Source organism: Halomonas sp. MS1 (assembly GCF_024182575.1).
In the GTDB taxonomy this organism is placed as follows: domain Bacteria; phylum Pseudomonadota; class Gammaproteobacteria; order Pseudomonadales; family Halomonadaceae; genus Vreelandella.
Map to the genome: position 1 here is coordinate 3,111,261 of NZ_CP098926.1, position 14,170 is coordinate 3,125,430.

Sequence of the window (14,170 nt, forward strand, 5' to 3'; positions counted from 1 at the left end):
TAGCCAAGGAGTCATCGATGCCCCATAGCGTGATTGAGAAACCCTCCGTGCTCGCCCCTGCAGCGTTTGATGTTGAGGCGCTGCGCAACGACTTCCCGATACTAAAACGGGAAGTGCACGGAAAGCCGTTGGTATATCTAGATAATGCCGCGACAAGCCAAACGCCCCAGCAGGTTATTGACGTATTCAGCGACTATTACTCGCGCTATAACGCCAATATCCACCGGGGGCTGCACACCTTGTCAGATGAGGCGACAGCAGCGTTTGAAGCCACACGGCATCGCGTTAAGGCGTTTCTCAATGCGGAAGATGCACGCCAGATTATCTTCACGCGGGGCACGACTGAAGCAATCAATCTAGTGGTTCAAAGTTGGGGGCGCTCCCAGCTGGCTGCGGGCGATGAAGTGCTAATTTCAATGTTGGAGCATCACTCCAATATTGTCCCTTGGCAGCTATTGGCGGCTGAAATCGGCTTTACCATTAAAGTCATTCCCGTTGAGGCTAATGGGGCGCTAGACATGACGGCGTACCGCGCGCTGCTCAATGAGCGCACTAAACTAGTGGCAGTCAATCATGTCTCTAATGCGTTGGGCACCATTAACCCAGTGAAAGAGATGGCAACGCTTGCCCATCAGCACGGTGCGCTTATCCTGGTCGATGGTGCTCAGGCAACACCGCACCAGCAGGTTGATGTTCAGGATATTGATGCTGATTTCTATGCGTTCTCTGGGCATAAAATTTATGGCCCTACTGGCGTTGGCGTGCTGTACGGTAAGCAGACCTTATTAGATGCGATGCCGCCTTGGCAGGGTGGTGGCGAGATGATTAAAACGGTCTCTTTTGACGTCGGCACCACCTTTGCGGCGCTTCCGCATAAATTCGAGGCTGGCACTCCCGCGATTGCGGAGGTGATTGCTTTGGGGCGCGCTATTGAGTGGCTAGAAGGCGTAGGCGTGGAGGCGATTGGTGCTTGGGAAGCCGTACTGCTGGAACATGCCACTGCAGAGGTGAGCCAGATAGATGGCTTGCGCATACTTGGCACAGCGCCGCATAAAGCTGGCGTGCTGTCGTTTGTGGTCGAAGGCGCCCATTCCCAGGACATTGGGCTGCTGATTGATCAGCTAGGCGTCGCTATTCGTACTGGGCATCACTGCGCGCAACCATTGCTACATCATTTTGGCGTAGATGCCACATGTCGTGCATCATTTGCAGCGTATAATACGCTTCAAGAGATAGATACGTTTGTTGCAGCGCTAAAGCGTGTGATTGGAATGGTACGTTAAAGGCCGTCATTTAAGGACCGTTATGGATATTGAGCAAGTGGCCAGCCTTGAACGTGGTCAAAAACTGCCGCTTCAGCGTGATGTTGACGCCATTGCTATTCCGTTTGGCAAAACGGAGACACTGGCCGAAGACAGCGTTGTCAGCGTGATGCAGGCGAAGGGCAGCTCGGTAAGTGTTGGCTATGAAGGGCGGCTTTATCTTATTGAAGGGCGTAATTTGGATGCCTTGGGGCTCGAGCCATTGCCTCGCCCAACGCTGCCTGAAAGTGCCAGCGATGAAGAAATTGAACAGTTTGTCTGGGAGCAGTTGCGTACCTGCTTCGATCCCGAAATACCGGTTAATATTGTTGATCTAGGGTTGGTCTATGGTTGCCGTCTTGAGCGCTTGATCAGTGGCGAGCGGATGGTCACTATTCGTATGACGCTGACCGCACCAGGCTGTGGAATGGGCGATGTCATTGCGGCGGATGCGCGAAATAAAATCCTAGGTGCGCCTCAGATTAACAAGGTGCATACTGAAATTGTCTTCAGCCCGCCCTGGAGCCGTGACATGATGAGCGACGAAGCCAAGCTTGAGCTCGGCATGTTTTAACCCCTGATGGGGAGCTGGATGCACAGCTTGCTATTACGTTACATAAAACGTTTTTTGATGTCGCTAGGAGCACTTATGCTGTTGGCGACATTGCTGTTTATAGTTGGTAATTTTTGGGTGGTTGCCAGTACGGCACGCTATATTGATGACAGCTTTGCGGAGTGCCGCCCAACCGATGTGGCGATCGTATTTGGGACCTCTAACTGGACACGCAGCGGCTTTCGCAACCCACACTTTAACGCCCGTATGCGAACCTCAGCGCGCCTGATTGCCGATCAGCGGGTCAGTCATTTATTGATCTCTGGGGATAATCGTACTCAAGCCTATAACGAGCCTCGCGCCATGTGGCGTGATCTTTATCGTCGCGGTGTGCCAGCAGACCAGCTCACCATGGATTTTGCTGGGTTCAGTACCTATGACACGCTTGCGCGCGCTAGAGATGTCTTTCAGTTAGATAAGGCGTTGCTGGTTACTCAGAGCTGGCATCTTCCCCGTGCGGTTTTTATTGGTCGCGCATTAGGAATGGATGTAACTGGCTGTGTGGCGGAAGAGAAATCTGCTGCCGGGGAGTGGCGGTTGAAAATGCGCGAATGGGTGGCGCGGGTCGCTACGTTAGGTGATCTATATATTTGGGGAAGAGAGCCTTACTTTCTAGGCTCTCCAGAACCTATCGAATTAAACGCTAGTAGCAACGTCGGCGAAGTGTCTCGCCTCCCTGTTGGCCTTGATATTTACCACTACTTTGTGAGGTCGGCGGAGACGTCACATGAGCAGGCGGCGGGTGATCAATAGGCTAGCGATGCGTTTTGCGCTTTTGTAAGCTATACAATTCGCGTATTAGCTTGCGGCAACCTTGCATGCACTCTTCCACTACCGGCTCAATGGGGTCGGGCAGGGGGTGAGTGAATAGCGTTGAAAGGGCCTGCATCAGTACGCGCTCTTGTTCCAACAGCTCATTGATTAATACCTGACTATCGTTGCCCACAAAGCTTTTTAAACGGCTCCATAGCCATAAAAAGTCGTCACGCTCAACGTCAGCATCTCGAGGCAGCATTTTTAAGTGCGCACGGGCCAGTTCCTGAAGTTTACGCATCTGGTTTAACCGCTCGGTATAGTGCGGTTTCAGTGCATCACGCAGCGTGGGTCTCAGGCGTTCGATATTATCCTGGAAATAATCAATGCTATCGGCCAGCGCTTCCAGCACGCTGTCCATCGCCACTTGGCGATTGTCGAGAAACATGAGCGTCTACCTCCTTCGGTGACGCAGATTGTGGGGGTGGCAGCGCTAATTTGCCACCCCTAATGCGGATTATTTTTGCATTAAGCCTTAGCCTTTAGGCTTGGGTGGCGCTTTACGCACTGGCATGGCATTTTTTTCGATGTGTTCGATGATCATGCTGGCGATATCTTTGCCTGTTGCATTCTCAATACCTTGTAATCCAGGTGATGAGTTGACCTCCATAATCACCGGTCCATGGTTAGAGCGCAGTAAGTCGACACCTGCAACGCGCAGTCCCATGGCTTTTGCCGCTCGAATGGCCGTTGAGCGCTCTTCGGGGGTAATGCGGATGACGCTGGCGGTGCCCCCACGATGCAGGTTTGAACGGAACTCACCTTCGGCTGCCTGACGCTTCATCGACGCAACCACTTTATCGCCAATCACCAGACAGCGAATATCGGCACCGCGCGCCTCTTTAATGTACTCCTGCACCATGATGTTGGTTTTCATGCCCATAAACGCTTGAATAACCGACTCAGCTGCTTGGTTGGTTTCAGCAAGTACAACGCCGATACCTTGTGTACCTTCCAGCAGCTTGATGACCAGCGGAGCACCCTTGACCATGGTAATAAGGTCGGGAATGTCATCAGGAGAGTGGGCGAAACCCGTGATGGGTAAGCCCAGCCCCTTCCTAGAGAGAAGCTGTAGCGAGCGCAGCTTATCCCGTGAACGAGTGATGGCTACTGAATCATTTATAACGTAGGTGCCCATCATTTCAAATTGACGCAGTACGGCGCAGCCATAAAAGGTAACCGATGCCCCTATGCGAGGAATGACGGCATCGAAGGGCTCGATTTCAGCGCCTTTATAATGAATCGACGGATGGTGGGAGGCGATGCTCATATAGCAGCGCAGCGTGTCGACCACGCGAGCGGTGTGTCCACGCTGCTCGGCGGCCTCAATAAGGCGGCGAGTAGAATATAGATTGCGATTGCGCGAAAGCAGGGCAATATGCATGCAGGGCTCCGGGGCCAAAAAATATGGCTAATAAGTTAGTTTAAGGCTCGCCGTGCAAAAATGCAGCCCCAGGGGCTATAAGCAAGCGTCGCATAGCGCGGCGCCCAAGCAGCATGGGATGGCGCATATTGCTACGGTCAGTCAGGGTTAGTTCAACCGGAAAATTTAGTTCACCCAATTGCATCGGGGTGCGAATCACATAACGCCACTCGCTGTGCCCATTAGAGCTGGTAACGCGCCGCCGGTCGTGCAAGTGGAGCTGGTAGCGGTGGGCAGGCGTTTGCGGGCCACCGCTATGGGTAATAAAACTTACCCACAGCTGCCCATCCTCATCTTCATGAGTGTCAATCTCTTCGGCATGCAAAGCAGAGGTGCGCGCGCCAGTATCGGCTTTGCAGCAAAGGTGAAGCCCTAATTCAGGTAACGTCACCATTTCACGGCGGCCGATGACTGCTTTGGCCTGATAGGGTAATTCCTTCACGGCATACTCCTGGCAAATGAAGGTTTGTCATCAAGAAATGAGTCGATCTAGCGTCTCATAAATAAATAGCTAGCTTCTAGCTTGGTTAATCAACGCACTTAGCCTTAGCTGAATCGCGGAGTCAGGTGGCGCGTCGCGTAGTGTCAGCATAACCAAAAGGCGAAGTTTGGGTACCAGTGCAAGGTCACGTACGACTGCATTAAAATTAGTGCGTTTGTCTTCTGCTAAACGCTGCAAAAGCAACGGTAAACGTTCAGCGTCTTCTAACAGTAGCCACCCGCGGCCAGCAATGGCTGCGATAATGTCTGGGCCGCAAGCAACAGGGTCATTTAACAGGCTTGAGTACCATTTGCCGACACTAACTGACGGAGTACAGCCCACGGCGCGAACGCAGGCGCACAGGGTTTCTACGTCACCATCAATGGCTGCCTGCTCTCCACGCGCCCGTAATGCACTGACCAGCGGCTCTGCAAGAGGCCTATGCTCCAGGCAATAGCACAGCGAGTGAGCGACACTAGTGGGCAACTGGGGAAGGCGCAGCGCTAGCGCTTCTGATGTGGATAAGTCGAGGCGTACCACATAATCAGCGATGCCTTGTAACCCCAGTGCTTGCCAGTCAATAGTCTGCTGGCCGCTAAGATAGGCCTCGACAGGCTCTAAGTGTTGGCTAGCGGCAAGCTCTAATGCATAACTGGCCTGAGCATTAAGCATTGCTTGAAAAGTAATATCAGGCGAAAAAGCGAGCGGATTATCCTTCATTAGATGATCCACGTCAGTAGTTTCTGCCTGGCCTAGCTTATTTTCTAGCTGCGCAGCATTTCGCCCAAGGGTTTCGAGCAAGCGATTAATAAAACCGTCTCGTTGGGCAGGGGAGAGCTTGCCCTGTTCGTCTAGCGGCAGCGCCAAAAACCAGATGGCTGGCTCAGGCATGTCACCCATACGAAATACTACGCCAAGGCGTGCCTGCTGCTGCCAGGGTTCCGGCCAGGCTATCTCGCCGTTTTCAAATGCTCGCAGCGTTTCTCGTGGGCAGTCTGTTACTCGTCGTCCCATATGGTAAAGGGAAACGTCTGCGCCGCTACGGGTAAAAAACTCATCAAGTGTCTGGATTGGTTGCATGACATCCTTCCGCATTTCAAGCCTGCACTCTACCTTGCTGATGTGTCACTGTCAGCCGCAAACGCTGATTAATCCGTGCTTTATTATCAAAATGGTTAAAAATTGCACAACATGGTGTAACCCGCATGAGAGTAACAGTAGCGACATCTTTCCATAGTTTATCCACAGCCTCTTGCAGGTTTTCTGTGAATCTGTGAATAAGACACAAACTCTGTCAGACGGTTGGCAACTTACCCACAGTGCTGGGATAATAAAGCTTTACTGATTCAAATGGAAAAGGTGCTTATGAGCGTCCATCAACAGCTTCAAACCGCGCTTCTTGAGCTTGAAGCCACTATGAAGGCCGCTAACTTATGGCGTATGCCAACGCCTGATATTTCAGCATTTAATAGTCAGCAACCCTTCTGTATCGACACGATGTCGCTGCCTCAGTGGATTCGATTTGTTTTTATCGCTCGATTAAATGCACTGATTGATGCCCAGGCCGCTATGCCTGCCAAGTGCGATGTAGCGCCGGCAGTGGCTGCATATCTAATGCAGGAAAAAGTTCGTGCCAGTGACCAGCTACTGGTTGTTCGAGCCGTTGAAAAGATAGATCAGCTAGTTACCGAAAACTAGGTCGCACTAATACGAGAAGCTGAAGCCTAGTTTTATGAGGGTATCGGCAAAGACAATGCCCAGCGCCGCAAGCAGCGGGACTGGGCATTTTTCATGCGATTATGCGGCTAGCACAGCCTTAGCGGTGTTAGAAGCGATAGCTTAAGCCTGCCATAACCACTAAGGGATCAATCTCTACCGTGCCTGCAGCGGCACCGTTAACGGTCGCGTCAGTATCGATGTCGATATACCACGCTGCTGCGTTAAGTGCCCAGTTTTCATCGATAAGCAAATCGATACCCACTTGAGCAGCGGCACCCCAGGAGTCGTCCAGCTCCAGTTCGCCTATGGCTAGCTCTTCATCAGAGAAAAAGGTGTAGTTAATACCTGCGCCGACATAAGGCTGTACGCGCGCATCAGTGCCACCTAGCGGGTAGTACTGGAGCGTTAGAGTTGGTGGAAGGTGCTTGGTAGAGGCAAGATTATCACCGTTCAGGGCGATATCGTGCTCAAACGGCAGGGCTGCCAGTAATTCGATGCCCATTTTGTCGTGGAAGCGGTAGCCCAGGGTAAATGCGAAATCGGTTTTATCCTGAACATCAACCGCGAACGCGCCTCCGGCTAATGAACCGTTGTCGCTTTTTGGCTCCACTTTGGCAACACCCACGCGAGTAAAGAAATCGCCAGCGCCGTAAGCTAAAACTTGGCCGCTTGCCATCAATGTGGCTGCTGCAAGTCCAGTGGTGAGCAGTGTTGAAAGAGAGTTATGGCGCATAGCATTGCTCCTGACCATTAATGTGAGTCTTTGCAGTGAGTGGTTAACATGAACCGTTGTTCGACATGATCGCGAACCATGCAAAGAGTGTATCGGGTAGAGGAGGGCAGGTTATTGACCTGGGGCAAAGAGTGGAGCTCCGCCGCTAAATAATGGGCTTTTAAAAGAGGCTGTCAGAAGTGAAAGAGGCCTTCCCGTGGCATGGGAAGGCCTCAATAATCAGCTAATTTTTAATTAAGCTGAGTGTGTCATTGACGCTCGTCTAGCGATCAATATGCTGATATTCACCCGCATCGGCAGTTATGCTACTAACCACCAAGATGGCAATAAAGGCAGCGATGAAGCCGGGGATGATCTCGTACACGCCGGGGCCACCCATAAATTCTCCGTTCCAGCCTAATGCAATCCAAATCATGACGGTAGCAGCACCCACTACCATGCCTGCAATGGCGCCAGCTCCGTTCGTGCGAGACCACATTAGCGACAGAATGATCAGCGGGCCAAATGCTGCGCCAAAGCCAGCCCAGGCATTACTTACGAGCCCAAGAACTTGCGAGTCCGGATTTGATGCAATCACAGCGGCCACCAGACCAACCAGTACGACACAGATTCGACCGACCTTTACGCACTCTTTATCGGTTGCTTCCTTTCTTAGGAACAGGCGATAGAAGTCTTCGGTCAATGAAGACGACGATACTAACAATTGGCTGGAAATGGTGCTCATAATCGCAGCAAGCAGTGCCGCATAGAGGAAGCCGGTGACCAGCGGGTGGAATAGCAGGTTCGCCAGAATGATGAAGATCGTTTCTGGATCCTCGATATCCATGCCGTTGCGGACTGCATAAGCCCGGCCAAACAGACCTAGAGAGACCGCGCCAATCAGGGAAATAAGCATCCAGCTCATGCCGATATTACGGGCAGTAGGCACATCTTTCAGCGTCCGAATGGCCATAAAGCGCACAATGATGTGTGGTTGACCGAAGTACCCCAGTCCCCAGGTAACCGCAGAGAGCCAGCCAATAAAGGTCAGCCCTGACGTCCAGGATAGCAGGGTGGGGTCGACTTCATTTAGCGTCTGTGATGCTTGGGAGAACCCGCCGCCGCCTTCGCCAAATAGCACCACTGCAGGCATGATTACTAGCGCCAGCATCATGATGCAGCCTTGCACGAAGTCGGTCATACTCACGGCCAGGAAGCCGCCAACAACGGTGTAGACAAGTACCACGCCAAGTGTAATGAGGATGCCTATAGCGTAGTCGCTCATGCCGCCGATGTTAAAAATACCGGCAAACGCGCTTTCAAACAGTTTGCCCCCAGCGACTAGACCTGATGCCGTGTAAACCGCGAAAAAGATGACGATAACGATAGCAGACACCGTGCGCAGTGAAAGCGCACGTGTCGGAAATCGGTTTGCCAAAAAGGCTGGAATGGTAATCGCATTACCGTAGTGAACCGTCTGTTCACGCAGTCGGGGGGCGACCAGGGTCCAGTTGAAGAACGCACCCACCAGAAGGCCAATGCCGATCCAGGCGGATCCCAAGCCGGAAACAAACATTGCGCCGGGCAACCCCAGCAGCAACCAGCCGCTCATGTCCGAAGCGCCAGCCGATAGAGCTGCTACTTGTGGACTGAGGCCACGTCCCCCCAGCATGTAATCTTCTGATGAAGATGTCGCTTTGCGCATGGCATAAATGCCGATGGCGATCATGAGCGCAAAGTAGGCAAAAAGACTAATCCAAACACCGATAGCCATGAAAGTTCTCCAATTTGTCAGGACGGAGCTAGCTCCGACAGGTTAGCGCGCTTGCCGTGCAGAACCGCTAGTAGCACGCATGTTTAACTCCGCTTCTTATTCGTGTAGCAAGGCGCTACCGCTTGGTCCTCGATATTCCTTGCTAGGGAAGCGCCTGTACTGGCCACTTCCCGGCAACACGAGGTTATTGTCGTCTAAGTTTAGTTGAGAAGCATGGCGCCGACAAAGCCAGCGGGCCTATTCAGCCGTTGCCAGCAAGCTGGCGTTGCCACCCGCTGCGGTCGTATCGATGCACAGATGACGTTCCACCACGTAGCGATCTGGTGAAATGGTCTGAGTCTCGAGCGGCACGATGGCACCGTCGCGCTTAGCGAGTGCTATCCGCAGTTCATGCGTCCAATCACTTTTGCCAGCCGCGGCGACGGCGGCAATCCCTTGGACCTCGCTTAGTGTATCTGCTGTGATGCTACCGTCGAGCCCAATCACGGGGGCGCCTGCGTCGACCAGCGGCTGGACGGCTTGAGCTGCGCCTGGTGCAATCACTACTGCCGTACAGCCCGCGCCAAGCGCCTGTACTGCTTGGGCAGCGGCGATATCCAGCGTTGGTCCAAGGCACAGAACAGCGCCTTTTGGATACATCGCCAAGCGGTTGCTTTCCCCTGTGGGTCCTGGAAGCGTCTGCGGTGTCATGTCGAGGGCCGCTGTCTCGTTAAGGGCCTTGCGGATCACGCCGCCTTTACCGGAGAGTGCCTTGCGGAGTACCTCGATCCGATTAGGTCGTACCGCCCAGTTCCGCGCATCCAGCCCATCTAAGGCCGATTGGAGGTCGCTGAGTGAGAGGGTCTTGCCCTCCGGAGCCTCGTGGCGCTCGGCGGTGGCAGTGCGGCGGAAGCGCGTGACATAGAGCGGGCCGCCAGCCTTGGGCCCGGTGCCCGAAAGGCCTTCGCCCCCAAATGGTTGGGAGCCGACAATGGCGCCGATTTGGTTGCGGTTAACATAAACGTTGCCGACATGGATGCGCTCGACGATTTGCTGCACACGATCATCGATGCGGGTATGTAGGCCAAAGGTCAATCCGTAGCCTTTGCCATTGATGTCGTCGACCACGTTGTCGATGTCTCGCGCCTTGAAAGTAGCTACGTGTAGAACTGGGCCGAATATCTCGCGTTCGAGATCCGCAATGCCCCCCACCTCAATGACCGCGGGGGTGACGAAGGTGCCAGTTTCCGGTGCGGACAGTTTCTTCAACACCTTACCTGTCTTCTCGTGCGCTGCTACGTAGTCGCTTATCTCGGCTTGGGCATCGGCGTCGATCACTGGTGATACGTCGGTGTCAGTATTCCAAGGATCGCCGATGGTGAGCGAGTCCATGGCGCCATAAAGCATGTTGAGTAACCGGTCGCGCGCCTCTTCCTGCACATACAGCATGCGTAGCGCTGAACAACGCTGCCCAGCCGATTGGAAGGAGGAGATTAAGATATCGCGGACTGCCTGCTCGGTCAGCGCCGTAGAGTCCACAATCATCGAGTTGAGGCCGCCGGTTTCGGCAACCAGTATCGCATCGGGCCCTGCATTCTGCGCCAGGGCTTTGTGGATAATCTGTGCTACGGGGGTTGAGCCAGTGAAACAGACACCAGCGATACGTGGATCGCTAGTCAGCGGGCCGCCCACCGTGGGCCCATCGCCAGGCAGCAGTTGAAGTGCTGCTTCTGGAAGGCCTGCCTCACGCATCAATTCGACGGCGCGGGCGGCGATCAGCGGTGTTTGCTCGGCGGGCTTGGCAAGTACCGCGTTGCCAGCCACCAAGGCTGCGGCGATCTGCCCGGTGGTGATGGCCAGTGGGAAGTTCCAAGGGCTGATGCAGACGAAGATGCCGCGGGCGCTACCGGGTTCTTCCGCTTCCAGCCGCTCACCCTCATTGGCGTAGTAGCGTAGGAAATCCACCGCTTCGCGCACTTCAGCGATGCCATCAAACATCATCTTGCCGGCTTCGCGGGTGGTGATCACGGTCAGCTCAGCGATATGTTCTTCATAGAGATCCGCGGTACGACGGAGCACTTCGGCACGCTCGGCCACAGGACGTGCTGACCACTCACGAAAACCTTCCTCTGCAGCGTCGAGAGCGGCGGCTACCTCTTCAGGGGTGGCCTCATGCACCTTGCCGATAATACGCGAGCTGTCGGCGGGAGAGACTGCATCGCGAGCCGGACCTTGGGGGGCAGGATTTCCCACTAGCATGGGGCCTGCTGTCCAGGTCTTGTCAGCAAAGGTTTCCCGCGCATTAAGCAGCGGCAGGATCGAGGCGGGTTCGTTGATACGATAACCCTTGGAGTTCTTGCGATCTGGCGCAAACAGCTCACCGGGCTGGCGAATCAACGGGCTTGAGATGGCGTCGCCAAGCTGTTTAAACCCTTCCACTGGATCTCTTGATACTTCGCTCGGGGGAATCGAGCTATCCACCACCTGGTTGACGAACGAGGAGTTCGCGCCATTCTCTAGTAGGCGACGTACCAAGTAGGCCAGCAGGTCGCGGTGAGCGCCGACCGGGGCGTAGATGCGGCAGTGCGTGCCCTCAGCCTCCTTAACGATGTGGTGCAGCGATTCGCCCATGCCGTGCAGGCGCTGAAACTCGTAGCTGTCCTTGTCATCGCCTGCCATGGCCACTACGGCGGCGCAGGTATGGGCGTTGTGTGTGGCGAACTGTGGATAGATGCGGTCGCGCCGGTCGAGCAGCATCTGGGCGCAGGCCATGTAGCTGACATCGGTATTGACCTTGCGGGTGAAGACCGGGAAGGTTTTAACGCCCATCTCCTGGGAGAGCTTGATTTCGGAATCCCAGTAGGCGCCCTTGACCAAACGCACCATGATCTTGCGGCCGAACCGCTCGGCAAGTTCGTAAAGTGTCTCTATCACCGGCGCGGCGCGGCGCCCGTAGGCTTGTACAACGACCCCGAAGCCGTCCCACCCATCGAGGCTGGGGTCGGACATCAGTGCCTCGATCACGTCGAGTGACAGATCCAGTCGATCCTGCTCTTCTGCATCGATATTGAAACCGATATTGGCTTTGGCCGCTTGTTTTACCAGTTCCAACGCACGGGGTACGAGCTCTGCCATTACCGTGTCACGGTGGGTGTACTCATAACGCGGATGCAGGGCTGATAGTTTTACCGAGATACCGGGACTGCCACGTACATCGCCCTTGGCCTGTTCGGCGATTGCGGTGATCGCCTTGGCATAAGCCTCGTGGTAGCGGACGGCATCCTCATCTGTGCGAGCCGCCTCGCCAAGCATGTCGTAAGAGTAGGTGTAGCCCTGTTTCTCAAGCTCGCGGGCATTCTTCATGCCTTCTTCGATGGTCTGGCCGAGTACGAATTGGCGGCCGAGAATCTTCATCGACTGACCAACGGCCTTACGCACTACCGGCTCGCCCATGCGGCGTACTAGGCCACGTAGCGCCCGGGTTGGGCCCTTGGGATCTTCTTCCAGTACTTTACCGGTTAGCAACAGCGCCCAGGTCGAGGCATTAACCATCGATGAGGACGATTTTCCCAGGTGCGCGCCCCAGTCGGACGGCTCGATTTTATCGTGGATCAGGTCGTCGATGGTTTCCGCATCAGGCACGCGCAGCAGGGCTTCTGCCAAGCACATCAGGCCGACGCCCTCGGTGGTGGAAAGGCCGTACTCAGCGAGGAACGCCTCCATCATCGAGGGAGACCTCTCTTTGCGCACACGCTCCACGTAGTTGGCACCGGCGGCAGCAACTTTACGTCGGTCATCCTCTGACAGCTTGATGCGTTCGATCAGCTCATGCAGCACCGCTGTTTCATCGGCGTCATAGTTGCTGCGGATGCGTGAGCGAAGATCACTCACGTCGCTATGCAAATTAAGATTAGTTTTGTTCATGATGGGGTTCTCCTTGCAAGTCGACACGTCAGCATTGCTGAGCTGTTCACTTATCGCCAAGCGCCAGAAACGACGCGTTACCACCCAGCGCGGCAGTGCTGTTGGTGATTGTTTTTTCAGTCACAAAACGCTGTAGGTAGTGTGGGCCAGCGTTGAGAGCCTTGATTCACTGACGAAGGCATCCTCATCGACAAGATAATGATCACTGATACACTCCATAAGCGTATCAAGATCAGTTTGCCAGATGGCAGGGTCACGCATTTTCTTGGCATTGAGCATTGAGGCCCCCATAAGTCTAAACAGAAAGCGAAAAGCTGAATCAAATAACCGAAATAAAGCGATGGTAGGGCACTGCGCCCAAGATAACGGTCGAATGTAGAGCGAGCTGCCATTAGGTGTATGTCGTTTTCATGGCAAAACGTGTCAAATTCTCGGCAAGAAACGCTTTTTAAGACTTTAGTTTAGTCTCTAAACGGCTGCCAGCACGCAAAATAGCGTGTTATGTGCCCAAGCTAACTGCTTCATCACTAGCGAAATGAGAGTGCACCAGTCTTGACGCTTGCTCCTGAAGAGGGCGCGGAAGATGCTAACGAGGTTGCACCGGATGTTGAAGACGGCGCTAAGTGGGTAGCCGAATCGAGCGGCGTATTGGTTACGCCTACTCCTTGGCGTAGCTGGCGGGGAGACAAGCCGTAACTACGCCGAAAAGCATGCGAAAGAGCGCTTTGATTGGCAAAGCCTGTTTGAATGGCTATGTCAGTGAGTGGTAGACGGCTTTGTAATACAAGCTGCCGAGCTGCGTGTAGGCGTTGGCGTCGTACATACTGCCAAGGGGACAGGCCCGTTTGGACGCGAAAGCGTTCAGAAAAGTGTGCCTCACTAAGGCAAGCCAATTTTGCTAAATCAGCGACTCTCAGCTCATCGGCCAAGTGGTGGCGAATAAATCGATCGATTTGATCAAGATTGAGCCGCCGTTGTGATGCGCTCTCTGATGCGCCCAGACGAGCCTTTAATGAACCTAACAGCGTGGCAGCAAGCCGGTCTTGCTGAAAAGACATTGCCGATGTGTCAAATCCTTGGGCGAGCTCGCTTTCTACGAAAGCAAGGTAGTGGCGCAATGGGTTGTCGAGTGCAAAAAAACGCGGTGCATCAAACAGTGCTACCAACTCGCGGTGTTCGCCCGTTAAAGCAGGCGCATCTTCAGGCAGATCCAGTATCAGTTGACGATTGTAGCCATTACCTGAATAGAAGTGTTCGTGATTCGCGGGAACAATGCAGCCTGAAAATGCGTTTACCCGGCCGCCGAGGCCTTCGATTTCAAATTCTGAAGAGCCGCACAGCGTAATGACGATTTGGTGAAAATCGTGGGAGTGATGCTTTGTGGCACTTTCTAAAGGGATTTGACGAATAGTACTCGGCATGGGGTCTCCT

13 protein-coding genes and 1 pseudogene are annotated in these 14,170 nt (G+C 54.1%); 4 read left to right on the plus strand and 10 right to left on the minus strand.

Translation table 11 applies throughout. The features are described 5' to 3' along the window. Window positions 1-17: 17 nt before the first annotated feature. From NF683_RS14180 to NF683_RS14190, 3 genes are read left to right on the plus strand one after another with little or no spacing between them, the layout of a single operon-like run. Entirely contained in the window at window positions 18-1,283 is a 1,266-nt protein-coding gene (locus NF683_RS14180; protein WP_089037662.1) for an aminotransferase class V-fold PLP-dependent enzyme, read from the plus strand. Window positions 1,284-1,305: 22 nt separating this feature from the next. Next, window positions 1,306-1,875: a putative Fe-S cluster assembly protein SufT gene (gene sufT, locus NF683_RS14185; RefSeq protein ID WP_193059323.1), complete on the plus strand. Its 570-nt coding sequence runs from the start codon at window positions 1,306-1,308 to the stop codon at window positions 1,873-1,875. An 18-nt stretch (window positions 1,876-1,893) separates the two neighbouring features. Next, complete coding sequence (locus NF683_RS14190; RefSeq protein WP_226912725.1) at window positions 1,894-2,667, plus strand: SanA/YdcF family protein; 774 nt, start codon at window positions 1,894-1,896, stop codon at window positions 2,665-2,667. Window position 2,668: 1 nt separating this feature from the next. On the opposite strand, the gene NF683_RS14195 is transcribed toward NF683_RS14190, so the two are convergent. The 4 genes from NF683_RS14195 to NF683_RS14210 all read right to left on the minus strand — a co-directional run bounded on the left by NF683_RS14195 (window position 2,669) and on the right by NF683_RS14210 (window position 5,711). After that, complete coding sequence (locus NF683_RS14195; RefSeq protein ID WP_089037664.1) at window positions 2,669-3,115, minus strand: hypothetical protein; 447 nt, start codon at window positions 3,113-3,115, stop codon at window positions 2,669-2,671. Window positions 3,116-3,202: 87 nt separating this feature from the next. Beyond that, window positions 3,203-4,111 carry a 30S ribosomal protein S6--L-glutamate ligase gene (gene rimK / locus NF683_RS14200; RefSeq protein ID WP_038483098.1) on the minus strand — a complete coding sequence of 303 codons (909 nt, stop codon included), beginning with the start codon at window positions 4,109-4,111 and terminating at the stop codon, window positions 3,203-3,205. A gap of 40 nt (window positions 4,112-4,151) precedes the next feature. Beyond that, on the minus strand, window positions 4,152-4,592 hold the full coding sequence (locus NF683_RS14205) for an ATP-dependent zinc protease family protein (protein WP_009724956.1): 441 nt from the start codon (window positions 4,590-4,592) through the stop codon (window positions 4,152-4,154). A gap of 69 nt (window positions 4,593-4,661) precedes the next feature. Beyond that, window positions 4,662-5,711 carry a DUF3549 family protein gene (locus tag NF683_RS14210; RefSeq protein WP_089037665.1) on the minus strand — a complete coding sequence of 350 codons (1,050 nt, stop codon included), beginning with the start codon at window positions 5,709-5,711 and terminating at the stop codon, window positions 4,662-4,664. A 285-nt stretch (window positions 5,712-5,996) separates the two neighbouring features. Between NF683_RS14210 and NF683_RS14215 the strand changes: the two genes are divergently transcribed. Continuing rightward, on the plus strand, window positions 5,997-6,329 hold the full coding sequence (locus tag NF683_RS14215; RefSeq protein ID WP_089037666.1) for a YqcC family protein: 333 nt from the start codon (window positions 5,997-5,999) through the stop codon (window positions 6,327-6,329). Window positions 6,330-6,456: 127 nt separating this feature from the next. On the opposite strand, the gene NF683_RS14220 is transcribed toward NF683_RS14215, so the two are convergent. The 6 genes and pseudogenes from NF683_RS14220 to NF683_RS14240 all read right to left on the minus strand — a co-directional run bounded on the left by NF683_RS14220 (window position 6,457) and on the right by NF683_RS14240 (window position 14,160). Continuing rightward, window positions 6,457-7,083, minus strand: coding sequence for an OmpW/AlkL family protein (locus tag NF683_RS14220; RefSeq protein WP_089037667.1), 627 nt, complete (start codon window positions 7,081-7,083; stop codon window positions 6,457-6,459). A gap of 262 nt (window positions 7,084-7,345) precedes the next feature. Further along, window positions 7,346-8,836: a sodium/proline symporter PutP gene (gene putP / locus NF683_RS14225; RefSeq protein ID WP_089037668.1), complete on the minus strand. Its 1,491-nt coding sequence runs from the start codon at window positions 8,834-8,836 to the stop codon at window positions 7,346-7,348. Between the two features lie 237 nt (window positions 8,837-9,073). Further along, window positions 9,074-12,739: a bifunctional proline dehydrogenase/L-glutamate gamma-semialdehyde dehydrogenase PutA gene (gene putA, locus NF683_RS14230; RefSeq protein WP_089037669.1), complete on the minus strand. Its 3,666-nt coding sequence runs from the start codon at window positions 12,737-12,739 to the stop codon at window positions 9,074-9,076. Between the two features lie 46 nt (window positions 12,740-12,785). Beyond that, a pseudogene (locus NF683_RS21440) lies at window positions 12,786-12,887 on the minus strand (1-pyrroline-5-carboxylate dehydrogenase); the annotation flags it as partial. Further along, window positions 12,860-13,018, minus strand: coding sequence for a hypothetical protein (locus tag NF683_RS14235; protein ID WP_157697980.1), 159 nt, complete (start codon window positions 13,016-13,018; stop codon window positions 12,860-12,862). The gene NF683_RS14235 and the pseudogene NF683_RS21440, both read right to left, overlap by 28 nt. 248 nt (window positions 13,019-13,266) lie before the next feature. Next, window positions 13,267-14,160 carry an AraC family transcriptional regulator gene (locus NF683_RS14240; RefSeq protein WP_089037670.1) on the minus strand — a complete coding sequence of 298 codons (894 nt, stop codon included), beginning with the start codon at window positions 14,158-14,160 and terminating at the stop codon, window positions 13,267-13,269. Window positions 14,161-14,170: the final 10 nt, after the last annotated feature.